Origin of the sequence: Azospirillum lipoferum 4B (genome assembly GCF_000283655.1) — a bacterium.
Taxonomy (GTDB): Bacteria; Pseudomonadota; Alphaproteobacteria; order Azospirillales; family Azospirillaceae; genus Azospirillum; species Azospirillum lipoferum_C.
On sequence record NC_016622.1, the window covers coordinates 1,520,986 to 1,544,511 of the forward strand.

Genomic DNA, 23,526 nt, shown 5'->3' on the forward strand with positions numbered 1-23,526 from the left:
GTCCTCGGCAGGCAGAAATCACTTCAGAACATAGGTGATATCATAGCCGCTGCGTTTGAAGCGCGTCTTCAGCAGCGTCCCGTCCGCCGCGAACCACAGGTCGCGTTCGACATCGCCTTCGATGCGGTGATGGGCGGCCTCCTGCGCCTTGCCACCGGCCTCCACGCTCTCCGCCCCGACCTTGCGCGCCGCGACCTTGTAGGGGGCGCCGTCGATGACCGACAGAAGCTGCGTGTGTTTCAGCACCTGCGGCGTCCACAGGGTCAGTGGCAGGGTGCCGGCGGGCGCCTGCTGGGTCTTGCCGTCCACCGTCAGGCGATAGCCGCCGGCCTCGCGCGCCATCTCGATCCTGTGCGGCGTGCCGTCGTCGTCGGTGGTGGCGGTCATCGATTCGAGAATGCCGCCCTTCCACAGCTCCTCCCGCTTGTGGTCGTAGCGGAAGTTGATGAACAGCACCTTCACCCGCGTGGTTGCGGTGACGGTGACCTTGGTGCGGTCGCCCTGAGGGTCGATCTTCACCTGTTCGCTGCCGATGGGATCCTCGCCCATCAGGATCTGGTAGGTCAGCGTCCGTGCTGTTCCCTGGGCCGTCCCCTGGGCCGAGGCCGAGCCCGGCAGACTTATCAGCAGCGAGGCCGCCAGCAGGGCAGCGGACAGGGTGGCGCATTTGGTGCGCATCGTCGTCATGTGTGTTTCCTCCCGGTTTGGTGCGGTCAGCGGCTCTTGCGGCCGCTCAGTCGTCCAGCAGCTGCGCCAGCTTCATGGCGACGCCCATCGATCCCTCGACCTTCAGCTTGCCCATGGTGAAGGCCAGCATCGGGTTCAGCTTGCCGTTGATCAGCTTCTGCAGGTTTTCCGGCGAGATGCGGATGGTGCAGTCGGCCTCGGCATCCTCGCGGCTGATGCTGATCGGATTGGCGCGGCCATCGACCCGGATCACCTCGCCCTCCTTGCCCAGCAGGAAACGGACTGAGGCGTTGAGCGAGCGCAGATCGCCGCTGCGGCTGCGCAGTTCCTGCAGAATGTCGTCGACCATGAAAGCATGCCCTCAGGATTGTTCGTAGGACTGGCCTTGACAGTAGGCGCGCATTACGTTTACGTCAACGTCATAACGAAAGCGTTTCAGACGCCCGCCGCCCCTCGACTTCGGCTGCCAGGCGATCCGGAACGCGCCACCGCCGAGGGGAGCGAAACATGCCCGAGCCGCTTGCGCAGAGTGCCCACCCGACCACCGACGCCGCTACCGACTCCGCCCGGCCCTGGCTGGCGCATTATCCCAAGGGGATCGCCTGGGATCAGGACTTCGCGCCGATGCCGCTGCATAAGCTGTTCGAGGAAGCGGCCGGGCGTTATGCCGACCGCCCCTGCCTCGACTTCCTGGGCCGCCGCTACAGCTATGCCGAGGTTCTCAATCTGGTGAACCGAGCCGCCCGCGGCTTCCAGGATCTGGGCGTCGGGCCGGGGGTGAGGGTGGGCTTGTGCCTGCCCAACTGCCCGACCTACGTCATCTCCTATTTCGCGGTGCTGAAGGCCGGCGGGACCGTCGTCAACTACAACCCGCTCTATGTCGAACGGGAGCTGGAGCACCAGATCACCGACTCGCAGACCGAGATCATGGTGACGCTGGACCTCAAGCAGATCTACCCGCGCGTCGCGGCGATGCTGGACCGCACGCCGTTGAAGCGGATCGTCGTCTGCCGGATGGCGAGCATCCTGCCGGCGGTCAAGAAGGCGCTGTTCAGCGTGCTGAAACGCGGCGAACTGGCCGCGGTGCCGCGCGACGGCCGCCATCTCGATTTCGACAGTCTGCTGGTCAACGACGGCACGCTGCGCCCGGTACGGATCGACGGACTGCGCGACATAGCCGTGCTGCAATACACCGGCGGCACCACCGGCGTGCCGAAGGGCGCGATGCTGACCCACCACAATCTGCTGTCAAACGCCCGGCAGGTGCAGGCCTGGTTCCCCAATGTGGCGTTGGGCCAGGAGCGCATGCTGGCGGTGCTGCCCTTCTTCCATGTCTTCGCCATGACCGTGGTGCTGAACATGGGGCTGGCCTGCGGGGCCGAGTTGATCATGCTGCCGCGCTTCGAGACGGAGCAGGTGCTGAAGACCATCGCCAAGCGCAAGCCGACTCTCGTGCCCGGCGTGCCCACAATGTACAAGGCGCTGCTGGGCCACCCGCAGGTCGCCCGCTATCCGATGACCTCGATCCGCTACTGCATCTCCGGCGGCGCGCCGCTGCCGATGGAGTTGAAGCGGCAGTTCGAAACGGCGACCGGCTGTGTCCTGATCGAAGGCTACGGCCTGTCGGAAGCCTCCCCGGTCTGCGCCGCCAATCCGCTGAACGGTATCAACAAAGAGGGCTCCATCGGGTTGCCGCTGCCCGGCATCGCCATCGAGATCCGCGACCTGGAGGATCCCACCCGCAAGCTCGGCATCGGCGAGAAGGGGCAGGTGGCGATTTCCGGCCCAAACGTCATGGCCGGCTATTGGGGCCGGGCGGAGGAGAGCGACCGCACCGTGGTAGACGGCTTCCTGCTGACCGGCGATGTCGGCACGATGGACGAGGACGGCTACGTCTTCCTGCTCGACCGGCTGAAGGACCTCATCATCTGCAGCGGCTACAACGTCTATCCGCGCATGATCGAGGAGGCGATCTACCAGCATCCCGACGTGGTCGCCGTCTGCGTCATCGGGCTGCCCGACGATTACCGCGGCCAGACGCCGAAGGCCTTCGTGCAGTTGAAGCCGGGCGCCACCCTGACCACCGAGGCGCTGCGCGACTTCCTGCGCGACAAGATCTCCCGCATCGAAATGCCGACCGCTTTCGAGTTCCGCGAGGAACTGCCGAAGACCGCCGTCGGCAAGCTGTCGAAGAAGGAGCTGATCGCCGAGGCGCAGCAGGCTCTGTCGAACGGCGGATGACCCAAAGTCACCATCCTGACCCGGACGTAAAGGGAAGCCTTATCACGCGACGGCAGCTGTGCTACCAAACGGCAGGCGCATTGTGCCGGAAACGAACAAAAGGTCTTCCCAGGGATGGAACAGCTCTACACGGTCAACCAGCTTGCGGAAGAGCTGGGCATCACGCCGCGGGCTCTGCGCTTCTACGAGGTCAAGGGATTGCTGGCGCCCAACCGTGTCGGCAACAACCGGGTCTATACGAAGCGCGACCGCGCCCGGCTGAAGCTGATTCTGCGCGGCAAGCGCCTGGGTTTCTCGCTGGCGGAGATCCGCGAGTATCTGGACCTCTACAACGTCAATGGCGGGGTGGAGCAGCAGAAGAACCTGTTGAAGCGCGTGCAGAAGCGGCTGAAGGACCTCGCCCAGCAGCGCGAGGACCTGGAGGCCACCGTCCAGGAACTGCACGACATCGAGGTGCAGGTCGCCAATACCCTGGCGGAGCTGAAGGCCGCCACGAAGGACAGCTGACCGGTCGGGCGCCCGACGCGCTCCGGTCGGCCCTGACAAGGGATCGGAGCATGAAGGGACAGTCTCGACCTCAGACGGCAGCCGACCGCCTTCAGGGTGATGCGGGAGAGCGGTCATGAACCTGATCTTCCGGCTGCTGGCGGTTGCTGTCGCCGCCATCGTCGCGGTATTGCGCGGCCGCCGCGCCGGGTTGCTGGAGCCGTCGACGCTGCGGTTCCGGGTCTGGCCGACCGACCTGGACATCAACCTGCACATGACCAACGCGCGCTATTTCAGCGTGATGGATCTGGGGCGGGCCGATCTGACGATCCGCGTCGGGCTGGGGCCGGCGATCCTGCGCAACCGCTGGCAGCCGGTGCTGGGCGGGGCCACCATCCGCTACCGCCGCTCGCTGCGGCCGTTCCAGCGCTTCACCCTGGTCAGCCGGGTGCTGTGCTGGGACGACAAATACATCTTCATCGAACACCGCATGGAAACGCGGGGCGGGCTGGCTGCGCTGGCCGTCGTCCAGGGCGCCTTCGTCGGTGCCGGGAGTGTCATTCCGCCGGTCGAGGTGCTGGCGGAACTGGGCACCACCGCCGCCTCCCCACCGATTCCCGATGCGGTCGCCGCCTTGCGCGGACAAAGCCTGTCCGCCGCCTGAGTCGAAACAAGAACACCATCCGAGAGGAGACACGCCATCATGAAGGTGCTGGTGCCCGTGAAGCGGGTCGTCGACTACAACGTGAAGGTCCGCGTCAAGGCGGACGGCAGCGGAGTCGAGACCGCCAACGTCAAGATGAGCATGAACCCCTTCGACGAGATCGCCGTCGAAGAGGCCGTCCGCCTGAAGGAGGCCGGCAAGGCGACCGAGATCGTCGTCGTGTCCGTCGGCCCGACCCAGGCCCAGGAAACGCTGCGCACCGCCCTCGCCATGGGTGCCGACCGCGCCATCCTGGTGCAGACCGACGTGGAGACACAGCCGTTGGCCGTTGCCAAGGTTCTCAAGGCGCTGGTCGGGAAGGAGGCGCCGGGGATGGTGATCCTCGGCAAGCAGGCCATCGACGACGACTGCAACCAGACCGGCCAGATGCTGGCGGCTCTGCTCGGCTGGGGCCAGGGCACCTTCGCCTCCAAGGTCGTCGCCGGCGACGGCACGGTCGCAGTGACGCGCGAGATCGACGGCGGGCTGGAGACGGTGGAGCTGAAGCTGCCGGCGGTGGTCACCGCCGACCTGCGCCTCAACGAGCCGCGCTATGCCTCGCTGCCCAACATCATGAAGGCGAAGAAGAAGCCGCTGGAGACGGTCACGCCGGATGCGTTGGGTGTCGATGTGACGCCGCGGCTGAAGACGGTGAAGGTCGCCGAGCCGGCCAAGCGTCAGGCCGGCATCAAGGTGCCGGATATCGCCACCCTGGTCGACAAGCTGAAGAACGAGGCGCGGGTGATCTGAGCGGGCGCCGGCTTCGGTGCCCCCACCCTAACCCTCCCCCGCTACGCAGGGGAGGGAACTCGGCCGCTCTCCCGCATCAGCATTTACCCCCTCCCCCGCATCGGACGGACCTTCGGTCCGCCGAGAGCGGGGGAGGGTGGGGTGGGGGCAAGTGACTGCACTCCCACACCCCGCCCGACAGAGGAATCCGCCATGCCCATCCTGATCCTCGCCGACCACGACAACGCCAGCCTCAAGCCCGCCACCGCCCACGCGGTCACCGCCGCTGCCAAGCTCGGCGCCGACATCCACGTCCTGGTCGCCGGCCGCAACGCCGCCCCGGCCGCGGAACAGGCCGCCAAGCTGGCCGGCGTCGCCAAGGTGCTGCTCGCCGACGATGCCGCCTACGAACATGCCCTGGCCGAGCCGGTGGCAGCATTGCTGGTCTCGCTCGCTTCCGGCTACAGCCATCTCCTCGCCGCCGCCACCTCGGTGGGCAAGAATGTGCTGCCGCGCGTCGCCGCCTTGCTCGACGTGGCGATGATCTCCGAGATCACCGCCGTGGTCTCCGCCGATACCTTCGAGCGGCCGATCTATGCCGGCAACGCCATCGCCACCGTGCAGTCGGCCGACGCGGTGAAGGTCGTCACCGTCCGTACCACCGCCTTCGAGGCCGCCGCCGCCGCCAACGCCGCCCCGGTGGAAAGCGTCGCCGCCGTGGCCGACCCCGCCCTGTCCTGCTTCGTCTCGGCCGAGCTGTCGAAGTCGGAGCGTCCGGAGCTGACCTCGGCGCGCATCGTGATTTCCGGCGGGCGCGGCATGCAGTCGGGCGACAACTTCCACCTGCTGGAGGCCATCGCCGACAAGCTGGGCGCTGCGGTGGGTGCCAGCCGCGCCGCCGTCGATGCCGGCTTCGTGCCCAACGACTATCAGGTCGGCCAGACCGGCAAGATCGTCGCACCCGACCTGTATGTCGCCGTCGGCATCTCGGGCGCCATCCAGCATCTGGCCGGCATGAAGGACAGCAAGGTGATCGTCGCCATCAACAAGGACGAGGAGGCACCGATCTTCCAGGTCGCCGACTACGGCCTCGTCGCCGACCTGTTCAAGGCCCTGCCGGAGCTGCAGCAGGCGCTATGACCTGCGAGGCCGGGCCTCCCGCGCCGAGGCCCGGCCGCTTCGCCCTTGCCGAGGCCGGCCGGCTGTTCTATCGCTGACGGCACAGCAACCCGACAGCGGCAGGACGCCATGAGCATCGACGGCATCACCGGACTGGACCATCTGGTCATCGCGACCCGCGACCTGGACGCGGCGCGCGATGCCTACAGCCGGCTCGGCTTCACGGTGACGTCGCGCGGACACCACACGCAGCTGAAGTCCGCCAACCACACCATCCTGTTCCCGACCGGCACCTATCTGGAACTGCTGGGGATCGAGGAACAGCGTCCCGCCAACGCCCATTACGCCGCCTTCCTGCGCCAGCGCGAGGGCATCGCCGCCATCGCGTTGAAGACGCCGGATGCCCGCGCCGCCGCCGGGCCGCTGGCTGCTGCGGGCTTCCCGGCCGCGGAGTCCGTCGATTTCGGCCGACCCGTGGAGCTGCCGGAGGGGACGCGCGACGCCAGATTCACCATCACCCAGATCGATCCCGCCGCCACGCCTGCCGGCCGCGTCTTACTGTGCCAGCATCACACGCCGGAGCTCGTCTGGCGCCCCGACCAGTTGGAGCACGCAAACAGTGCCATCGGGCTGGAAGCGCTGGTGATCGCCGCCGCCGATCCCGACGCGGTGGCCGCGACCTATGCCCGGCTGCTGGGCGGCACCGTCACCGACCGCGGGGCCGCCCGTGTGGTGCAGCCGGGCCAGCCGGGCGACGGGCAGGTCCCGGTGATGGTCGCAACGCCGGACCGGCTGCATTGGGCCTGGACCGCCGATCCGGCCTTCGCCACCCCCCTGCCCTTCTTCGCCGGCTTCGTCTTGCGCGTTGCCGACCCGGTCAAGGCCCAGCAGGCCCTGCAGAAGAGCAAGGTGCCGACCGTGGTCGGCAACGGCGTGATGCGGGTGAACTCGCCCGGCGCCTGCGGTGCGATGATCGCGTTCGCGCAGGATTTCGACCTCGACTCCCTGATTCCGTGAGGTCGCGAGCCATCGGCAACCGCATCCGGTTCACATCGATATGAAATAGAGACAATTCGCGTCGAATTGGGCATAGGACGGGCAATATTGCTTGTGTAGTGTTCGGCGACGGTGGCACCCGCGGATGGGGTGCCGGCTGTGGAGATACACATGATGGCAGCGGGCGGGACCAGGGGTGCGGCGGGGGCTCCGGGGGCGGAGAACCACCCGATGCCGGATCCTCTGTTCGACGCCCTGCCCGTTCCGGCTCTGGTGCGCGGCGGCGATGGACGGCTGTGCGGCAACCGCTGTTTCCTTGCCCGGTTCGGCAGTGCGGACGCCATACCGGCCGATCTGGCAGAGGCGCCCCCCGGCACGGTGCGGGAGGTTGCCACCGGCTCCGGCGCGGGCGAACCGCGCGACCTGCTGGTCCGCGTCGGCGGCCCGCCATGGGTCGCGACGGTGGAGGACGTGACCGACCAGCGCCGCACCGCCCGCAGCCTCGATCTGGCGACCGAGAAGCTGGAGGAGGCGTATCACACCGCCAAGCTCGGTTACTGGGAATACGGCATCCGGTCGGGCGAGCTGGTGCTGACCGACTCCGCGCTCGCCGTGCTGGGCCATGGCCGCGACCGCTTCGCCTCCGGATTCGACGCTCTGCTGACCATCCTGCATCCGGACGACCGACCGCGCTTCGGCAACATGCTGGAAAGCGTGGTCGACAATCCCAAGCGGGTCTATGTCGAGTATCGCGTCCATGACGGGGATGGCCGGGTCCGCTATGTCTCCTCCTCCTGCGCACCGCGGCTGGATGCGGATGGACGGCTGACCCACGTCTTCGGCGTCATGATGGACAGCACCGAGCGGGCCGAGGCGGCGGCGCAGCTGGAGGCCGCCAAACAGCGGCTGGAGGAGGCCTACCGAACCGGCCATCTCGGCTATTGGGAATACGGCATCCACAGCGGCACGCTGGTCTGGAACCGCGAGGCCTTCGGCATCTACGGCCAGGATCCGGAACGGTTCGAGCCGACCTTCGACCGCCTGCTGGATATTCTCCACCCCGATGACCGCCTGTCCTTCGGCAACATGCTGGAGAGCGTGATCGGCAACTCCAAGCGGGTCTATGTCGAGTATCGGGTGCTCGATCCGGCGGGGGATGTCCGCTACGTGTCCTCCTCCTGCGCGCCGCGCTTCGACCTCGACGGGCGGCTGACCCACCTGTTCGGGGTGATGCTGGACACCACCGAGCGGGCACGCGCCGCAGAGGCCCTGCGTGCCGCCAAGGAACGGGTGGAACAGGCTTATCGCGACCTGCAGGACGCCCAGGACAGCCTGGTCCAGACCGAGAAGATGGCCTCGCTCGGCCAGCTCGTCGCCGGGGTGGCGCATGAGGTGAACGGCCCGGTCGGCGTGGCGCTGACCACCGCCTCGCACCTGCTGAGCCGGGCCGAGGACGTGAAACGCCAGTTCGCCGCCAACGCCCTGACCCGCTCCGCCCTTGCCGGATTCCTGGAGGTGGCGCAGGAGGCCGGGCAGCTTCTGGTCGGCAACACCGAACGGATCGCGTCGCTGGTCCACATGTTCAAGCAGGTGGCCGCCGACCAGACCGGCGACGAGCGCCGCACCTTCTACGTGCGCGAATACACCGAGGATGTGCTGCTGAGCCTGCACACGCAGATCGGATCGTCCGGCCACCGGGTGGAGCTGGTCTGCCCCGAAGCGCTGCAGTTGGAGAGCTTCCCCGGCGCCTTCGCCCGCGTGCTGACCCATCTGGTGCGCAACTCGCTGATGCACGCCTTCCGTCCGGAACAGAGCGGGCGGATCGTCATCGACATCCATGCCGACGGCGACGACTGGATCGAGGTGGTGCACGGCGACGACGGACAGGGCATCCTGGAGACCGATCTGCCGCGGATCTTCGATCCCTTCTTCACCACCGCGCGCCATGCCGGCTGCGTCGGCCTGGGCCTGCACATCGCCTATAATCTGGCGACGCAGACGCTGGGCGGCCAGCTGAGCGCCGGCAATGCCCCAGGCGGGGGCGCCGTCTTCACCCTGCGGGTGCCGCGGCAGGCACCGGATCTCGCCTGACGGGTTGGGCTTCGCCTACAGTCTGTCCGGTGCTTATTGAAGCACAGGACAGACTGTAGGCTTATGGTTTTCCGTGTGATTCACGCTTCAAGCGATTCCGCTTGAACCGATCACACTCTAAGCGACCGTCTGGCGTTCGCGCAGCAGCGGCTCCAGCGCCTCGGCGACAGCGCGCCGCAGGTCGGCGGCGATCACCGGCTTGTGCATGACACGGAAATTGCCGGCCTCCGCCTCCTGGGCACGGGCGGGGGCGGTGTCGCCGGTGACCAGGATGCCCGGCAGGATGCGGCCAAGGGCCAGACGCACCTCGCGGATCGCCTCCGTCCCGGTGCGGCCGTCGCGCAGGCGGTAATCGGCGACGATCAGGTCGGGCGGCGGCCCGCAATTGGCGAGATCCAGCGCCTCGGCGCAGGATTCGGCTGCCAGCACCGTGTAGCCCCATTCGGCCAGCATGGCGCGAAGCCCCTCGCGAACGATCCCATCATCCTCGATCACCAGCACCGTGGTCGCGAATGCCGGACGCGGCACCAAAGCCGGGTTGAGCGCCTTGGCGGGCGGCGACGGCGCCAGCGGCACCTCGACCGAAAAGACGGAGCCCTGGCCAGGCATGGAGCGCACCATCACCGAATGGCCGAGCATGACCGACAGCCGCCGCACCACCGCCAGCCCGAGGCCCAGCCCCTGGTCGCGGTTGCGGCTGGCATTGCCGACCTGCACGAACTCCTGAAAGATGTCGTCCTGCCGGTCGGCCGGGATGCCGATGCCGGTGTCCCACACCTCGATCCGCAGGTTCCCGCCGCGGCGGCGGCAACCGATCAGGATGCGCCCCCTGTCGGTGTAGCGCAGCGCATTTTCCACAAAATTCTGCAGGATGCGTCCCAGCAACATCGGGTCGCTGCGCACATGGGCGCGGCTGGGCACGATGTGCAGGATCAGCCCCTTCTGTACGGCGACGGATCGGCTGTTGGCGGCCACGCGGTCCATCACCTCGGACAGGGCGAACACCTCCACCTCCGGCACCACGACGCCGGCCTCCAGCCGGGATACATCGAGCAGACCGTCCAGCAGCATCTTCAGTGCGCCGAGCGCCCGTTCCATCGTGCCCAGAACGTTGCGCGTCATCCCGTCCGTGACCCGGCCGGACAGCACCTCCATCAGCAGCATCAGCGACTGAACGGGCTGGCGCAGGTCGTGGCTGGCGGCGGCCAGGAATTTCGATTTGGCGACATTGGCAAGGTCGGCCTCCCGTCGGGCATCGGTCAGCGCCGCCTGGGCGCGCTTGTGCTCGGAGATGTCGCGGACGGTCGCGATCAGGCTGACCAGCCGGTTGTCGTGGTCGCGCACCGGTGAAGCGCTCAGTTCCAGACAGCGGAGATCCTCCGGACCGTCGCCAGCCCGCGCCAGTTCCACCCGCGCGTCGCGGCCGACGACGATGGCGTCGCGCAGCGGCTGCAGCGCCGCCCGGTCGTTCGTGGCCCGTTCCAGCGCCGTCAGGGCGCCGCTGCCCATCAGGCCCGACATCGGCGTGCCCAGCAGCTTTTCCAGCGCCGGGTTGACATAAACGATGGGCATGCCGGGCTGGGTTGCGTCGGCGATCATGATGCCGTCGTTGCTCCAGGCCAACGCGCGGTTCCGGACGCGCAGGGCGCGGTCGGTGTGGCGGCGCCATTGCAGTTCGACGATGAAGGCGACGATGAACAGCAGGATCACCACCGTGGTGGCGACCGCCCAGCCGATGTAAAGGCGGGCATTGTCACGCCAGGGTCCGAAAACCGTTTCCACCGATTCGCCGACGATGGCGATCACCGGATAGTCCGGGGCCGACCGGAAGGCCAGGATCCGCTCCACCCCGTCGACCGGGCTGACCATGCGAAGATGGCCGATGGGGTTCTGCTTCACCGCCTGCCACAGTTCGGAGTTGGCGGTGCCACGGCCGGACAGGTTGTTGGAGCCGACATTGCGGGCGATGATGACGCCATCCGCGCGCAGCAGCGCCGCCGCCCCATCCGGGGGAAGCCCCAGCACGCGATAATAGCGGACGAAGGATTCGACCGGAATGTCGGCCACGGCGATGCCCGCGAAGGTGCCGTCGCCCTTCTCCAGCCGGCGCGAAACGGGGATCAGGATATCCTGCGTCTCCGACGACGCATAGGGCATGCCGATCACCAGCCCGCGCGGCGCGCTGTCGCGGGCGATGCGGAACTCGTCACGCTCGGTGACGCTGCCCTGGAAGGTCGCGCGTCCGCCGCCCATGGTCAGCAACCCGGCCGCATCATAAACGCGCACCCCCACCACCAGCCCCTCCTCGAAGGCGCGGCGGGCGTCCAGGCGCATGGCCCGGTTGCGTTCCGTATTGGCGATCAGATCCAGCAGAAGGTCGTCCACCCGGCGGAAGGTGGAGATCGCATGCTCCTCGACCAAGCGGGCGACGACGGCGGTCTTTTCATGGACCGTGAGGTCCAGCAGCCGCTCTTCCCGCTCCAGCCGGTCGAGCAGAATCCACCACAGGGCGGCAATCGCGAGCACGACCGCCAGGGCGGGCAGGACCAGACGTCCGCCGAAACCGGAGAAAAGCCAGAGCGCCCGCTTCACGTATACCCCGAACGCAGTGGATCGTCCGCCGGCCGCGTCCATCGGCGAAAGGCGGACGGCGGCGGCAGGCGGACGCAAGCATGCCGCAACGCAGATACGGACGCAACGGCGTTACCGGCAAGGTGGCAGCACAACCAAGTTGCTCCACCGATGCGAACCGGAGGTGGCGACGGCACACCCCGGACGCTCCGGCCATGTGCTCCGGCCATACGCTCCGGCCCACCGGCCAGCCGGCTGGGCAGGGCCGACCCGCCGAATTGCCGGCTTTGCGGAGTTCCGGCCGACCGCTATACCGCGGGAATGAGCTTTGCCCGCGCCATCGCCACCGTCGGCGGACTGACCCTGCTGAGCCGGCTAGCTGGCTTCGCACGCGACATTTTGACCGCCGCTGTGCTGGGGGCCGGTCCGGTGGCCGACGCCTTCTTCGTCGCGCTGAAGCTGCCCAACCTGTTCCGCCGCCTGTTCGCCGAAGGCGCCTTCGGCGTCGCCTTCGTCCCCCTGTTCGCCGCGGAACTCCAGACCCGCGGCCGGGCCGCGGCCGTCCGCTTCGCGGAAGAGTCGCTGGCGATGCTGCTGGCGATGCTGCTGCCCTTCACGCTGGCGGCCGTCGTCGTCATGCCATGGCTGATGCACGGCCTCGCCCCCGGCTTCTCCGACGAGCCTGCCAAGTTCGCCCTGGCCGTGGACATGGCCCGGCTGACCTTTCCCTATCTGGCGCTGATCTCTCTGGTGGCGTTGCTGGGCGGGGTGCTGAATGCGCTGGACCGCTTCGGTCCCTTCGCCGCCGCTCCCATCGCCTTCAACCTGACCCTGGTCGCCGCCCTGCTGGTCGCGCCACGGCTGGGGCTGGAACCGGGCATCGCCATGGCGGCGGCGGTCACCCTGTCCGGAGCGGTGCAGGTCGGATGGATGGCCTGGGCCTGCCGCAATGCCGGCGTGACCCTGCGCCTGCGCCGGCCCCGGATGACGGAGGGCATGCGGCGGCTGTTCCGGCTGATCGGGCCGGGGGCCATCGGGGCCGGCGTCATGCAGATCAACCTGTTCCTGAACATCGTGCTCGCCTCGCTGCTGCCGTCGGGCGCCGTCTCGTTCCTTTATTATGCCGACCGGCTGAACCAGATGCCGCTGGGCGTGATCGGCATCGCCATCGGAACCGCCCTGCTGCCGGTGCTGGCCCGCCACGCCGCCGCCGGTGACGAGGGCATGGTGCGCCATTACCTGAGCCGCGCTCTGGAATTCAGCCTGCTGCTCGGCCTGCCCGCTGCGGTCGCACTGGGCGTGGCGGGGGAGCCGATGGTGTCCGTCCTGTTCCAGCGCGGTGCCTTCGGCGCTCACGAGGCGCACGCCACCGCCATGGCGCTCGCCGCCTATGCCGTCGGCATCCCGGCCTATGTGATCGTGAAGTCGCTGAACGCCGCCTTCTTCGCCCGCCACGACACGGTGACGCCGGTGCGCGTCGCGGTCATCGTGACCGTCGCGACCGCCGCGCTGGCGCTGGTGCTGATGCCGTGGCTGGAGCATGTCGGCATCGCGCTCGCCACCGGGCTGACGGCATGGCTGGATGTCGGGCTGCTGGTGGCGGCGATGCGCAAGGGCGGCCTGTTCGACCTGGACGACCGGCTGAAACGCCGCGCCCCGCGCATCGCCGTGGCGGCGGTGGGCATGGGGGCGGTGCTGGCGCTGGGCGGCGGAGCGCTGGCGCCATGGCTGGAGGCTCCGTCCACGACAGCGCGCTTCGCCGCCCTGGCTCTTCTGGTCGCCGGCGGTGCCGCGGCCTTCGGAGCGCTGGCGGTGGCTCTGGGCGGGGCAAGCCTGGCGGACGTGAAGGGCATGCTGTCGAAATCCCCTGTTCCTGCAGAGGAGAGGGGATGACGATGCGGGGCTACCCCACTTGACGGCGGTCATAGGCAGTCGTACAAGCGAGCCCACGTGGTGATTTGGTCGACCGGCTTGCGGGCCACGTAAAACAACCCGCTAAAAAGGTCCGAGCCGCGTCCGCGCCTCGACCCGATCGGTCGGGGCTTTTTTTGTTTTCGGCCGGCCCTGCCCCACCGGCGATCTTCAGGGGAGAGTGGCGGAATGTCGCGCACCGATCATCGCAATCCGAACGTCTCGGGCCTGCGCCCGCGGTCCAAGCTGGTTCATGGCGGCATCCGCCGCTCGCAGTTCGACGAGACCTGCGAGGCGCTGTACCAGACCTCCGGCTTCGTCTACGGCTCGGCCGAGGAGGCGGAGAACGCCTTCGCCAACGACGGCTCGCGCCATGTCTATTCCCGGTTCCGCAACCCGACATCGGCGATGTTCGAGGATCGGCTGGCCGAATATGAAGGGGCGGAGTGGGCCTATGCCACCTCCAGCGGCATGGCTGCGGTGCATGGCGCGCTGATGAGCGGGCTGCGGACCGGCGACCGGGTGGTGGCGCCGCGTTCGCTCTTCATCTCCTGCTACTGGATCGTCAAGGAGCTGTGCAGCCGCTTCGGCATCGAATCGGTGTTCGTCGACGGCACCGATCTGGCGGAGTGGGAAGAGGCGCTGTCCAAGCCGACCAAGGCGGTCTTCCTGGAAACCCCGTCGAACCCCGGCCTGGAGGTCGTCGACCTGGAAGCCGTCTGCAAGCTGGCCCACGCAGCGGGTGCGGTGGTCGTCGCCGACAACGCCTTCGCGACGCCGGTGCTGCAGCGCCCGTTCGAGTTCGGCGCCGACGTCGTCATCTATTCGGCAACCAAGCACATCGACGGCCAGGGCCGCTGCCTGGGCGGCGTCATCCTGGCCAAGGACAGGAAGTACGGGTCGGACGTCATCCATCCCTTCCTGCGCCACACCGGCCCGACCATTTCCCCCTTCAATTCCTGGCTGCTGCTGAAGGGCATGGAGACGCTGGAGCTGCGCGTGCACGCCCAGTCGGCGGCGGCGCTGCAGGTGGCGGAGTTCCTGGAAAGCCATCCCAAGGTCGCCCAGGTGCTCTATCCGCTGCTGCCCAGCCACCCGCAATACGATCTGGTGCGCAAGCAGATGACCGGCGGCGGCAACATGCTGTCGGTCTTCCTGAAGGGCGGCAAGACCGAGGCGTTCAATGCCCTGAACGGCCTGCGGATGGTGATGATCTCCAACAATCTCGGCGATTCGAAGAGCCTGATCACCCACCCCGCCACCACCACCCATTCCAAGCTGACCGACGAGGAAAAGGTCGCCGCCCGGATCGAACCCGGCCTGCTGCGCCTGTCCGTTGGTCTCGAGGACCCGCAGGACATCATCGAAGATCTCGACCGCGCGCTCGCCGAGGCGTAAAGATCGTGCCGGAACTTATGCTGCAGTGCAGCGTTGACGCTGAAGCTCCGGTTCCGGCAACGATTTGAGAGAGGCGACGCCCATGTCACGACAGAACGCCGGCAACGGCCATCCCACCGACAGGCTTCTCGCGGTGGCGGGCCAGCTCACCAAGACCGGCCTTCGCAGCAGCGAAATGGGCGTCGCGGCAGCTCAGACCATCGGCTACCGCACGGCAATGATGGCGGCGGCGATGTCGAACCCCATCGACTTCGCCAACCCGGAATTCATCCGCATGGGGGCCGAAAAGGTCGAAGCGGCGGTGGAGGCTTTCCATGCCGTCGCCACCGGCATCAGCGAATTCGGGCAGGCCTGGTTCACCATGGTGACGAAGCAGACCCAGGCGGCTGCCGTCACCATCGGCGGCCTTGCCGCGTGCAAGAATCCGGTGGAGATCGCCGACGTTCAACAGCGCCTGCTGGCCGACGCGGTCGATGCCGGCATCCATGCCAACCTGCGCCTGATCGAGGCGACGGCGGCGCTGGCCGCCGCCGGCATGACCCCCGCCTACCGCAAGGTGCGGGCAAACGCCCGCCGCCTAGCCCGCGAACAGGCCTGATCGCTCACACCACGTCCGCCGGAGCCAGACGGCAGCAGCTGCCGTCATGCTCCACCTGGATGGTGGCGTGGCCGATGCCGAAGCGATCCTTCAGCACCGACGAGATTTCCAGCAGCAGCGCGTCGTCCTGGTTCATGCCGGGACGGACCAGATGGGCGGTCAGCGCGGTTTCCGTCGTGCTGATCGGCCAGATGTGCAGGTCATGCACCGCGGCGACGCCCGGCAGTCCGGCCAGATAGCGCTCCACCCCCGCCCGGTCGATGCCGTCGGGCACCGCATTCATCGCCAGCCGCACCGAATCGCGCAGCAATCCCCAGGTGCCGGCGACGATCACCAGCGCGATCACGATGCTGGTCACCGGGTCCAGCCAGAACCAGCCGGTGAAGCGGATGGCCAGCGCCGCCGCCACCACGCCGACGGACACCGCCGCGTCCGCCACCATGTGCAGATAGGCGCCGCGCAGGTTGATGTCCTGCTTCTGCCCGCCGATGAACAGCCAGGCGGTCCAGCTGTTGATGACGATGCCGATCGCCGCCACCACCATGACCGTGGTCTCCGCCACCGGTTCGGGTTCCACCAGCCGGGTCGCCGCCTCCAGCAGGATGGCGCCGACGGCGATCAGCAGGATCATCGCGTTCAGCAGCGACGCCAGGATCGAGGCGTTCCCGAAGCCGTAGGTGTAGCGCCCTTCCGGCAGACGTCGCCCCAGCCACGCCGCCCCCCAGGCCAGCAGCAGCCCCATCACGTCGCTGAGGTTGTGCCCGGCGTCCGCCAGCAGCGCGGTCGAGTTGGCAAGCAGCCCATAGACCGCCTCCACCACCACGAAGCCGATGTTCAGCAGCGCGCCCAGAGCGAAGGAACGGTCGTAGCCGGCGGGGGCGTGATGATGGCCGCCATGGGTATGGGGGCCGTGGGTGTGACCGCCATGGGAATGGCCGCCGTGGGTGTGTCCATGCGGCATGATGGAAAGCCTCGTCGGAAGGTGCATTGCAGCACACGCAACCATGGGCCCGCCGTCGCAGGAGGGCAAGAGCCGCGCAACGGTGGTCCGCCCCCTCTTGCGCCGATCCGCTGCGGCGCCTAGCTTCGCGCGGTCACTCACACCAACCGTGAACGAAGGAATTGGTCATGAAGGCGCGCGTCACCTGGGTGGACGGCAAGATGTTCGTCGGCGAATCCGGCAGCGGCCATGCCGTGGTGATGGATGGCGCGCCCGAATCCGGCGGTCGCAACGCCGGCATCCGTCCGATGGAAATGCTGCTGATCGGGATGGGCGGCTGCACCTGTTTCGATATCGTGATGATCCTGGAGAAGGGCCGCCAGCAGATCACCGACTGCGTCGCCGCCATCGAGGCCGAGCGGGCGGAGACCGACCCGAAGGTCTTCACCAAGATCCACGTCCACTTCACGGTGACAGGCCGCAAGCTGGATCCGGCCAAGGTGGAGCGCGCCATTGCGCTGTCGGCGGAAAAATACTGCTCCGCCTCCATCATGCTGGGCCAGACCGCGACCATCACCCACGACTTCGAGGTGGTCGAGGCGCCGTAAGGGCACCCTCCGCGGTTGCCGCCACCTTTTTCAGTTGCATCCATACGCATGAAAAGCGAAGGATCGGGCGAACCTTCCGCTCCTTCGCGATCATCGCGTGCGCATTCTCGCTCTGCTCATCCTTGTTGCTGCCTTCCCCGCCCTTGCCGACGACGAGCGATCCAGCCTGTCCGGATCAAGCCTGTCCGATTGGGGCGGGGTCGGGCTTTTGCAGATGCCGACTGCGCGGATGGCTCCCGACGGATCGATGAGCGGCGGGTTGACGGCGCTCGGCGACCTGCACCGTCACTATGCCATCTCCGCGCAGCCGCTGCCCTGGCTTGAGGTCACGGCGCGCAACAGCGCCTATCCCGGCTATTACGGCCTCAGCGAACCCGGCCTGGACCTCAAGCTTCGCCTGCGGCGGGAGGACGAACATGGTCCGGCACTGGTCATCGGCGGACGTGACGTGACCGGCTCCGGGCTCGACCTGCCGGGCAAGGGGCGCTTCGCCGGTGAGTACATTGCCCTGTCGCGCCGCTGGTGGGACCTGGACCTCACGGTCGGCATGGGATGGGGGACGCTCGGCGAGGCCGGGCAATTGCGCAATCCGCTGCGCTTCCTGGGCGGCCGGTTCCGCCGCGACCGCGACCCATCGGCATGGCCGACCAGCCGCGGACCAGGGGCATGGTTCAGCGGCGAGCGGGTGGCCCTGTTCGGCGGGGCGGAATGGCACATGCCGGCCATGGGACCGCTGGAAGGGCTGAGCCTGAAGCTGGAGTCATCCGGCGACCGTTTCCGGGCGCAGCGGCAGGACGAGCCGGGCTTCGATCCCGGCAGCCGCTACAGCCTCGGCCTGTCCTGGCGCCCGGTCTCCTGGGCCGATCTGGGCGCCGCCTATGAACAGGGGCGGCGGATGATGCTGCGCCTGTCGGTCCGTTTCGATCCAGCTGTGGATGCCGACCGCTTCCAACGCCCTCCCCCTGCGGTCGGGCCGCGGCCGTCGGAGGGGGCTGCGCTGTCGGCGGAGGCCATCGCGCTGGTCGCCCGCAGCCGCGGCCTGCCCGCGCGGTCCGCCCGCATCGACGGCGACGTGGCGACCCTCTGGCTCGACCCGGCCGGCGGCGGGCGTCTGCCGCTGGCACGCGAAGTCGGCGACGCGGCACGGCTGCTTGCCGATCTCGCCCCGCCGCAGGTGGAGAGGCTGCGCGTGGTCACCGGTGCGGCGGGAATCGCGTCCGCCGCCACCACCCTGCTGCGCCGCGATCTGGAGCGGGCCGCCGGTCACCGCGGCAGTTCCGAAGAGATCTGGCGCACGACCGTCATAGAGCCGTCCGCCGGCCCGGTGCCGGACTGGCGTCCGCGGCTCGACCTGTCGACCCGGCTGGTCGCGACCTTCGATCTGGCGGAACTTGGAACCCCGCTCACCCAACGCACCCACACCGATGTGATGCTGCGCGGCGAGCCTGTTCGCGGGCTGGTGCTCGGCGGCGGCCTGCGCATGAACGCCGCAAGCGACATCGACCTGCTCGATACCAACGCCCTGCCGGCCGCCCATCCGGTGCGTAGCGACCTGCCGCGCTATGTGGACCGCCCGCTGTCGCTCGACCATGCCTATGCGGCGTGGTTCGCCAACCCGGTGGACGGGCTGACCACGCGGCTGTCGCTGGGCCAGTTGGAAGAGATGTATGGCGGCATCGGCGCGGAGGCTCTGTACCAGCCGCTGGCCGCCCGCTGGGCTCTCGGCCTCGACCTCAATCAGGTCTGGAAGCGGCGGCCGGACAACCTGTTCGGCATCGACCAAGACGATGCGCGCGGCACCGGCCATGCCAGCCTCTATTGGGAGGCGCCGGGGGCGGGCACCACCACGGCGTTGCGGCTTGGGCGCTATCTCGGCGGCGACTGGGGCGGAACGGTGGAGGTGATGCGGCGCTTCGACGGCGGCATCGGCCTGACCGCCCACGCCACCTGGACCGAGGGGCCGGACGGCGCCCAAAGCCGCTTCGGCGGGCGGATGGATTGGGGGCTGGCGCTGGTGGTGCCGATCGGGGCATCGGGCTCGATGCCGGTCGGCGGCACCGTCGAGACGGCGGTGCGCACGCTGGGGCGCGATGCCGGGCAGCGCCTGCAGCAGCCGCTGCCGCTCTACGACCTGCGGGTGCCGGGAGGCTACGGCCGCCTCGCCGGCACATGGTCCCGCCTCTTGAACTGAGGTCAGCGGGCCGGCGCAGCGGTGGGGGTCGTGGCGGCGGTATGCGGGTCGAGGACCACGGTCGTCCATTGGCCCTGCCGGTCCATGGCGCTGGCGACGTACCGGTCGCCATCCTTGCGGAAATCACGCACCGACACAAAGCCGGCGGCGCTGAGCTGATTCAGCAGCGTGGTCTGCTGCAATTCGACCGGCTTCTGACCGGGAACGCGGCGGGCGCGCATATCGGACGAGGCTCCGCCGGAGCGTCCCATGCCGGTCGACATTGATCCGTCGGTGCCTGTGCTGCCGGAATAGGTGCTTGAATAGGTATGTTGCGCCATCACGGCGGGAGCCGCCGCGAGCGTGATGGCGAAAGCCGCCAACCAGAGCCTGCTCTTCATCTTTTCCTCTCCTGCGGATGGTCGCCGCGACCGGAGCGCGGCGTCGCCGGAGGTCGAACCGCCGGCCGTCAGGGGAAGGAAACGCCCAAGAGCGCCGATTGTTGCATAAATGCCAGAGCACCAAGGTCGGAGCATGCACGGCTATTCCGGACAATACAGGAATCGGGAACATCGTGCCCGCGGCATTGTTCTGTACTTCGAATGCCGCCGCACCGGTTGTGCTTACCGTCACCTTGGCCCGTCTTTCCGGAGTGGAAGACACCGGGGTGCGGAAATGACGGGACGGCGGATGCGTCCAAGACTTGTCTCATGCGCGACGCCAGAAGTTCTTTGCATATCTTCGGCCGAGCGAGGGAGGGTATGATGCTCTATTGGGCTCTTGTTTTCTTCGTCATCGCGCTCATCGCCGGCGCGCTCGGGTTCGGTGGGATCGCCTCGGCCAGTTCCGGCGTCGCACAGATCCTGTTCTTCCTGTTCCTGGTGCTGTTCGCCATCAGCCTGATCATGGGTCTGGTCCGGCGACGGTAGCGCCGGGGCAGCCACCGGGCGATCCGGCGATGGCTTACCCGTTTTGGGATGGAACCATCGGCGGATCGTCCGGTTGATTGCGGCATCTCCTGAGGCTGCTAGACTCTCTCCCCCAGAGGCCACGTCAGGGCCGGCAAGCCAGGACGGTGCTTCGATTGTCCCCGCCTTCGGCGGCGTCTCCCCCGGACGCCGCCGTTCCTTTTTCGCACCGCCAGAGACGCAGCCAGAGACGCAGACGGTGTGCGGACATGAGAACGGGGCGCCCGGCGACCGGACACCCCGTGTTCAACAAGGCTCGATACTGCGGTTCAGGCGTCCGCATCCTCCCCCGGATCGCGGCCTTCCATCAGCAGGCGGAGCGCGCGACGGCCGCGCGACAGGCGCGATTTCACCGTCCCGATCGAAATGGCGAGAATATCGGCCGCTTCGTTGTAGGAAATCCCCTCCAGGCCGATCAGCAGCACGACCTCCCGCTGTTCGTTCGGCAGCAGGGCGAGCGCGCGACGCAGGTCGCGAAGTTCCATCCGCACGAATTGCGACCCCGGTGCCGCGCCGATGGCAGCCTGCGCCTCAGCGTCGATGTCGACCACCGGCTGGCGGCGGCGAACGCCGTTGATGTGCAGGTTGCGCAGGATGGTGAACAGCCAGGCGCGCAGGTTGGTGCCGGGCCGCCACAGATGCAGGCGGGACAGCGCGCGTTCAAGGCATTCCTGGACCAGATCGTCGGCCAGCGTGGCATCGCGCACCATGGCGCGGGCGAAACGGCGCAGGCGCGGGATTTCCTCTTCGATCTGCCGGATCACCGCCGGATCAGGCGGGGCATTGGGATCTGGACGGAATTCGTCGGCGGCGGGCGTAGCGGCGGCTGGGTCGATGTGGGCCGCGTCCATCTCGGTTGCGTCATTCTTAGCCGCATCGCTTCCGGCTTCGGCCTCGATGGCCTCGGCATGAACGTTCAAATGGGTCTCCGTCTGAGCCGCGGCATTCTGCGCGCCGTTGGTGGCGGCGCGGCCGTTGCGGGCATCGGTGGGGTCCTGGTCAGTGTACGTCGGCGCGCAGTCCGAACGGGTCCGGCCGACGGCCTCGGCGCCGAAGGCTACAGGCTCGACCGGGGCCGGGCCGCGCATTCGGTGGCTCAAGGTGGTCGCGACGTGGTTCGCCATCGGTGAAACGATGCCTCCTTCAATGCCGTTCGCCACGGCCGTACCGACCGCTTTCGCGGTTCTCCGGCACTGCCGGGGCCTCCGGCGCGACGGCCCCGGACGAGGAGTGCTTCCTTCATCCGGGGCCGTCGAATTTGCAGCCGATTATCTGGCCCGATCCCTACGTAATGAGCGTACAAAGGGGCTGCCAGTTGGGAAAAAGGCTAGTGGGTCATACAATCGGGACAGATTACCCATAGAGTACCCCGTGTATCCCAGGGCAATCACCGTTCGGGCATTGGCTTAAAAATTGGTCCTTCGTTATCTCTCCAACACGATTGGAGGACGCATGACCAACTTTAAAATAAAAAGACCGACCAAGACACGCCGGTCGGTCTATGAATTTTTTATTGGTGGCGCCACATCAAGCAGTTTTGGCGACGTAGTGACAGGCAGCCTGCCTTCCGTTTTGCATTATGCCGTCAAATCTGCCGTTTGGTGCAGCAGACGCAGCGGCGTCCTCCCTGTGAGTTCTGACCTCGACCTTTCGATGGTCTCGAACGGTTTCAACAAAATCATACAGGGGGGTCCGGTGGAACACCACACGAACCTTTGCGGTACGCCGTCCGCGTCGCACGCGTCTGCAATCCAGCGGCGCAGAGGCCGAAAGGTCTCCAGCGGAGCGTGCATCGGTGCGCTGACCGCCGCCCTGATGCTGTCGGGCATGCTGGCCGCCGTTCCCGCCAAGGCCGGCGTGGCGGAAAAGACCGTCGCAGCGCTGGAGGCCCTCGCCAACAAGGGCAGCGTCCGAGCTCAATATGAACTGGCACAGCATTACGAACGGGCCGACGGGGTGAAGGCCGACCCGCGGCTGGCCTTATCGCTTTACTGCCGTGCGGCCCGTCAGGACTATGCCGACGCGGCATTGATGGCCGGGCGCATGCACATGGCGGGCGCCGGCGGCGTCAGCAAGGATGCGGAGCTTGGCCGTGCCTGGCTGCGGAAGGCCGCCGCGCTGGGCAGCGAACAGGCGGAGCGGCTGGTCGGCAGCGTAAGCGGCAACGTCAAGACCCCGGACCGCTGCGAACCGCCCAATCTGCGCTGGGGCGTCATCCGCAAGCCGCCCGCCGAAATCCGCGCCATGGTGCAGAAGATGGCGCCGACCTACGGCCTCGACCCCGATCTCGTCCTGGCGGTCATCGCGGTGGAGTCCGGCTATCGCGTCGACGTGGTGTCGAACAAGAACGCCCAGGGCCTGATGCAGCTGATCCCGGAGACGGCGGAGCGCTTCGGCGTCACCAATCCGTTCGACGCGGAACAGAACCTGCGCGGCGGCATGAAGTACCTGCGCTGGCTGCTGGCCTATTTCGACGGAAACGTCCCTCATGCGCTGGCCGGCTACAATGCCGGCGAGGGGGCGGTCCTGCAGTACAAGGGCATTCCGCCCTACCGCGAGACCCAGGATTACGTCGTCAAGATCCGCAGCATCTACGCGCAGACCCATCACCCCTTCAACCGCGGAATCGTGCAGTCCGCCGGCCTGATCAGCACCGCGCGAGAAGAGGTTGCCGAGCTGTCGCTTTCGACCAAGGCGCGCATCAGCGGAAAGCGCTGAGAACGACAGATTGCGACTCGGAAAAATGCGACTCGGGCGACTCGGGGCGTGGTTGGTTAACACTTTGGTTATAAAGAGACGATTACCCTCTGGGAGCGACGGATTTCGCAGGCGCTGGCGTCTTGGACAAGGACGCCTTCCCGCGTCACCCGCCAGCGTCTAACCCGCAACGTTTCATCCGAACGTTTCCCGAGGACCTGCCCGATGCCCATGGCCGCCGACGTCGACACCATCGAACGCACCTCCATCGTCGCCTACACGCTGTTGAACGAACTTCATGAAGTCCTGGCCCTGCCCAAGGCTCCGGATGACGTCACGCTCGGGATTCTGATGGGCATGGCCATGTTCCTCGACGACAAGGTCGGCCCGATGCGCGCCAAGCGCCTGATGAGCGAGGCGCCGTCCATCGTGCTGAAGACGGACGCCCATGTCACGGCCGACCAGACCCAGCGCATCATGCCGGTCCTGCGCGCCTTCGGCGACCACCTGAAGGAACTGCGCATGAAGGCCGAACGCCCGGTGAGCGGCACCGTCGGCTGACCGCCCGCCTTTCTCCAGACGGACCTTCGACCAGCCCCTTCAATCGGACGGA

At 67.6% G+C, this 23,526-nt stretch carries 21 protein-coding genes and 1 riboswitch; of the genes, 15 read left to right on the forward strand and 6 right to left on the reverse strand.

What is annotated here, in order from left to right; translation table 11 throughout:
- Positions 1-18 precede the first annotated feature (18 nt).
- Together AZOLI_RS07015 and AZOLI_RS07020 are read right to left on the reverse strand one after the other, a co-directional pair.
- Complete coding sequence (locus AZOLI_RS07015; RefSeq protein WP_014247906.1) at positions 19-687, reverse strand: DUF6134 family protein; 669 nt, start codon at positions 685-687, stop codon at positions 19-21.
- A 46-nt stretch (positions 688-733) separates the two neighbouring features.
- Positions 734-1,036 carry an SCP2 sterol-binding domain-containing protein gene (locus tag AZOLI_RS07020; protein WP_014247907.1) on the reverse strand — a complete coding sequence of 101 codons (303 nt, stop codon included), beginning with the start codon at positions 1,034-1,036 and terminating at the stop codon, positions 734-736.
- A gap of 158 nt (positions 1,037-1,194) precedes the next feature.
- Between AZOLI_RS07020 and AZOLI_RS07025 the strand changes: the two genes are divergently transcribed.
- From AZOLI_RS07025 to AZOLI_RS07055, 7 genes are all read left to right on the forward strand, one after another.
- Complete coding sequence (locus AZOLI_RS07025; RefSeq protein WP_014247908.1) at positions 1,195-2,928, forward strand: long-chain-fatty-acid--CoA ligase; 1,734 nt, start codon at positions 1,195-1,197, stop codon at positions 2,926-2,928.
- A gap of 114 nt (positions 2,929-3,042) precedes the next feature.
- Positions 3,043-3,435, forward strand: a complete 393-nt coding sequence (locus AZOLI_RS07030; protein WP_014247909.1) for a MerR family transcriptional regulator — start codon at positions 3,043-3,045, stop codon at positions 3,433-3,435.
- Positions 3,436-3,550: 115 nt separating this feature from the next.
- Complete coding sequence (locus AZOLI_RS07035; protein WP_014247910.1) at positions 3,551-4,078, forward strand: thioesterase family protein; 528 nt, start codon at positions 3,551-3,553, stop codon at positions 4,076-4,078.
- 39 nt (positions 4,079-4,117) lie between these two features.
- Positions 4,118-4,867, forward strand: a complete 750-nt coding sequence (locus AZOLI_RS07040) for an electron transfer flavoprotein subunit beta/FixA family protein (protein ID WP_014247911.1) — start codon at positions 4,118-4,120, stop codon at positions 4,865-4,867.
- Positions 4,868-5,059: 192 nt separating this feature from the next.
- A complete protein-coding gene (locus AZOLI_RS07045) occupies positions 5,060-5,986 on the forward strand; it encodes an electron transfer flavoprotein subunit alpha/FixB family protein (RefSeq protein WP_014247912.1) in 927 nt (308 codons plus the stop codon).
- 108 nt (positions 5,987-6,094) lie between these two features.
- A complete protein-coding gene (locus AZOLI_RS07050; RefSeq protein ID WP_014247913.1) occupies positions 6,095-6,982 on the forward strand; it encodes a VOC family protein in 888 nt (295 codons plus the stop codon).
- A gap of 210 nt (positions 6,983-7,192) precedes the next feature.
- Positions 7,193-9,052, forward strand: a complete 1,860-nt coding sequence (locus AZOLI_RS07055) for a PAS domain-containing protein (protein WP_014247914.1) — start codon at positions 7,193-7,195, stop codon at positions 9,050-9,052.
- Positions 9,053-9,169: 117 nt separating this feature from the next.
- Here AZOLI_RS07055 and AZOLI_RS07060 read toward each other — a convergent pair whose 3' ends face one another.
- Positions 9,170-11,644, reverse strand: coding sequence for a hybrid sensor histidine kinase/response regulator (locus tag AZOLI_RS07060; RefSeq protein ID WP_244442453.1), 2,475 nt, complete (start codon positions 11,642-11,644; stop codon positions 9,170-9,172).
- Between the two features lie 300 nt (positions 11,645-11,944).
- Between AZOLI_RS07060 and murJ the strand changes: the two genes are divergently transcribed.
- The 3 genes from murJ (at position 11,945) to AZOLI_RS07075 (ending at position 15,530) form a co-directional block, all read left to right on the forward strand.
- Positions 11,945-13,516, forward strand: coding sequence for a murein biosynthesis integral membrane protein MurJ (gene murJ / locus AZOLI_RS07065; RefSeq protein WP_014247916.1), 1,572 nt, complete (start codon positions 11,945-11,947; stop codon positions 13,514-13,516).
- A 47-nt stretch (positions 13,517-13,563) separates the two neighbouring features.
- A riboswitch (SAM riboswitch) is annotated at positions 13,564-13,643 on the forward strand.
- An 80-nt stretch (positions 13,644-13,723) separates the two neighbouring features.
- On the forward strand, positions 13,724-14,932 hold the full coding sequence (metZ, locus tag AZOLI_RS07070; RefSeq protein WP_014247918.1) for an O-succinylhomoserine sulfhydrylase: 1,209 nt from the start codon (positions 13,724-13,726) through the stop codon (positions 14,930-14,932).
- Between the two features lie 82 nt (positions 14,933-15,014).
- Positions 15,015-15,530 (forward strand): phasin family protein, encoded by a 516-nt coding sequence (locus AZOLI_RS07075; protein ID WP_014247919.1) that lies wholly within the window; start codon positions 15,015-15,017, stop codon positions 15,528-15,530.
- A 4-nt stretch (positions 15,531-15,534) separates the two neighbouring features.
- Here the strand turns inward: AZOLI_RS07075 and AZOLI_RS07080 are convergent, their stop codons facing one another.
- Positions 15,535-16,491, reverse strand: a complete 957-nt coding sequence (locus tag AZOLI_RS07080) for a cation diffusion facilitator family transporter (protein ID WP_014247920.1) — start codon at positions 16,489-16,491, stop codon at positions 15,535-15,537.
- Between the two features lie 167 nt (positions 16,492-16,658).
- Between AZOLI_RS07080 and AZOLI_RS07085 the strand changes: the two genes are divergently transcribed.
- Together AZOLI_RS07085 and AZOLI_RS07090 are read left to right on the forward strand one after the other, a co-directional pair.
- Positions 16,659-17,078, forward strand: coding sequence for an OsmC family protein (locus AZOLI_RS07085; protein ID WP_014247921.1), 420 nt, complete (start codon positions 16,659-16,661; stop codon positions 17,076-17,078).
- 97 nt (positions 17,079-17,175) lie between these two features.
- Complete coding sequence (locus AZOLI_RS07090) at positions 17,176-19,269, forward strand: YjbH domain-containing protein (RefSeq protein ID WP_014247922.1); 2,094 nt, start codon at positions 17,176-17,178, stop codon at positions 19,267-19,269.
- A gap of 2 nt (positions 19,270-19,271) precedes the next feature.
- On the opposite strand, the gene AZOLI_RS07095 is transcribed toward AZOLI_RS07090, so the two are convergent.
- Entirely contained in the window at positions 19,272-19,649 is a 378-nt protein-coding gene (locus AZOLI_RS07095) for a hypothetical protein (RefSeq protein ID WP_014247923.1), read from the reverse strand.
- 363 nt (positions 19,650-20,012) lie between these two features.
- On the opposite strand from AZOLI_RS07095, the gene AZOLI_RS30790 reads away from it, so the two are divergent.
- Positions 20,013-20,177, forward strand: coding sequence for a DUF1328 domain-containing protein (locus AZOLI_RS30790; protein ID WP_014247924.1), 165 nt, complete (start codon positions 20,013-20,015; stop codon positions 20,175-20,177).
- Positions 20,178-20,485: 308 nt separating this feature from the next.
- Here AZOLI_RS30790 and AZOLI_RS33160 read toward each other — a convergent pair whose 3' ends face one another.
- Positions 20,486-21,340 carry an RNA polymerase sigma factor gene (locus AZOLI_RS33160; protein WP_014247925.1) on the reverse strand — a complete coding sequence of 285 codons (855 nt, stop codon included), beginning with the start codon at positions 21,338-21,340 and terminating at the stop codon, positions 20,486-20,488.
- Positions 21,341-22,031: 691 nt separating this feature from the next.
- Here AZOLI_RS33160 and AZOLI_RS07110 point away from each other — a divergent pair.
- Both AZOLI_RS07110 and AZOLI_RS07115 read left to right on the forward strand, forming a co-directional pair.
- Complete coding sequence (locus tag AZOLI_RS07110; RefSeq protein WP_014247926.1) at positions 22,032-22,934, forward strand: lytic transglycosylase domain-containing protein; 903 nt, start codon at positions 22,032-22,034, stop codon at positions 22,932-22,934.
- Positions 22,935-23,138: 204 nt separating this feature from the next.
- Positions 23,139-23,474: a hypothetical protein gene (locus AZOLI_RS07115; protein WP_014247927.1), complete on the forward strand. Its 336-nt coding sequence runs from the start codon at positions 23,139-23,141 to the stop codon at positions 23,472-23,474.
- Positions 23,475-23,526: the final 52 nt, after the last annotated feature.

What these genes read in the sequence shown, in the direction of transcription:
- AZOLI_RS33160 (WP_014247925.1), bottom strand. Translation starts at nt 21,340, where the DNA reads ATGGCGAACCACGTCGCGACCACCTTGAGCCACCGAATGCGCGGCCCG.
- AZOLI_RS07025 (WP_014247908.1), top strand. Translation starts at nt 1,195, where the DNA reads ATGCCCGAGCCGCTTGCGCAGAGTGCCCACCCGACCACCGACGCCGCT.
- AZOLI_RS07115 (WP_014247927.1), top strand. Translation starts at nt 23,139, where the DNA reads ATGCCCATGGCCGCCGACGTCGACACCATCGAACGCACCTCCATCGTC.
- AZOLI_RS07095 (WP_014247923.1), bottom strand. Translation starts at nt 19,649, where the DNA reads ATGAAGAGCAGGCTCTGGTTGGCGGCTTTCGCCATCACGCTCGCGGCG.
- AZOLI_RS07075 (WP_014247919.1), top strand. Translation starts at nt 15,015, where the DNA reads ATGTCACGACAGAACGCCGGCAACGGCCATCCCACCGACAGGCTTCTC.
- AZOLI_RS07040 (WP_014247911.1), top strand. Translation starts at nt 4,118, where the DNA reads ATGAAGGTGCTGGTGCCCGTGAAGCGGGTCGTCGACTACAACGTGAAG.
- AZOLI_RS07045 (WP_014247912.1), top strand. Translation starts at nt 5,060, where the DNA reads ATGCCCATCCTGATCCTCGCCGACCACGACAACGCCAGCCTCAAGCCC.
- AZOLI_RS07035 (WP_014247910.1), top strand. Translation starts at nt 3,551, where the DNA reads ATGAACCTGATCTTCCGGCTGCTGGCGGTTGCTGTCGCCGCCATCGTC.
- AZOLI_RS07085 (WP_014247921.1), top strand. Translation starts at nt 16,659, where the DNA reads ATGAAGGCGCGCGTCACCTGGGTGGACGGCAAGATGTTCGTCGGCGAA.
- AZOLI_RS07050 (WP_014247913.1), top strand. Translation starts at nt 6,095, where the DNA reads ATGAGCATCGACGGCATCACCGGACTGGACCATCTGGTCATCGCGACC.
- AZOLI_RS07020 (WP_014247907.1), bottom strand. Translation starts at nt 1,036, where the DNA reads ATGGTCGACGACATTCTGCAGGAACTGCGCAGCCGCAGCGGCGATCTG.
- AZOLI_RS07110 (WP_014247926.1), top strand. Translation starts at nt 22,032, where the DNA reads ATGCTGTCGGGCATGCTGGCCGCCGTTCCCGCCAAGGCCGGCGTGGCG.
- metZ (WP_014247918.1), top strand. Translation starts at nt 13,724, where the DNA reads ATGTCGCGCACCGATCATCGCAATCCGAACGTCTCGGGCCTGCGCCCG.
- AZOLI_RS07055 (WP_014247914.1), top strand. Translation starts at nt 7,193, where the DNA reads ATGCCGGATCCTCTGTTCGACGCCCTGCCCGTTCCGGCTCTGGTGCGC.
- AZOLI_RS30790 (WP_014247924.1), top strand. Translation starts at nt 20,013, where the DNA reads ATGCTCTATTGGGCTCTTGTTTTCTTCGTCATCGCGCTCATCGCCGGC.
- murJ (WP_014247916.1), top strand. Translation starts at nt 11,945, where the DNA reads ATGAGCTTTGCCCGCGCCATCGCCACCGTCGGCGGACTGACCCTGCTG.
- AZOLI_RS07030 (WP_014247909.1), top strand. Translation starts at nt 3,043, where the DNA reads ATGGAACAGCTCTACACGGTCAACCAGCTTGCGGAAGAGCTGGGCATC.
- AZOLI_RS07080 (WP_014247920.1), bottom strand. Translation starts at nt 16,491, where the DNA reads ATGCCGCATGGACACACCCACGGCGGCCATTCCCATGGCGGTCACACC.
- AZOLI_RS07015 (WP_014247906.1), bottom strand. Translation starts at nt 687, where the DNA reads ATGACGACGATGCGCACCAAATGCGCCACCCTGTCCGCTGCCCTGCTG.